Raw genomic sequence first — 523 nt, 5'->3', positions numbered from 1 at the left:
TCGCCGGGTTCATCGACCGGCTGAGGCTTTAATGTTGGACCTGTCGAGCGATGGCGTAGAGCCTCGCGGGCGATCGTATGGACAAAGCTGATCGCAAACCTTGCACCATTGTCTAACACGCCACGGCTAACCGGCGCGCCAGAGCCACGATGGCCTTTTGCAGGCCGCGCCGGCGGGCCACGTTCATGGCCCAGGCCTTCAGCCAGGACCATTTCTGCACCCGGGTCAGCAGCACCTGAGCTGCCTCATAGAGCACCGCTCGCATCATGGCGTCTCCGCACAGAGAGACGCGTCCGATCCGATTGCTCTCGCCGGACTGATTGAGAACCGGCGTGAGCCCCAGAGCGGGGCCGACGGCCTTGGAATTCTTGAACTGCGCCGGAATGTCGATCGTGGCGCTAACCGTTCCTATTCACCAGAGTTTGTTTCGGGGCCTATTTGGTAGCGCGGGCGTGCCGATCCGCTGCGTTTCTTTCACCGCGGCAAGGTCTGGAACGTGGGGAACGCGTTGGCAGGGACGGGA

The 523-nt window shown here is 62.3% G+C and carries 1 pseudogene; it reads right to left on the bottom strand.

The annotated features are described in order from the left end of the window. Positions 1-121: 121 nt before the first annotated feature. Positions 122-397, bottom strand: a pseudogene (locus FS320_RS44955) (transposase); the annotation flags it as partial. Positions 398-523 lie beyond the last annotated feature (126 nt).

This window comes from Microvirga tunisiensis (assembly GCF_009296175.1).
GTDB classification, from domain to species: Bacteria; Pseudomonadota; Alphaproteobacteria; order Rhizobiales; family Beijerinckiaceae; genus Microvirga; species Microvirga tunisiensis.
Note: the sequence above shows the minus strand (reverse complement) of the source record. Positions and strands in the feature narration are given on the sequence as shown.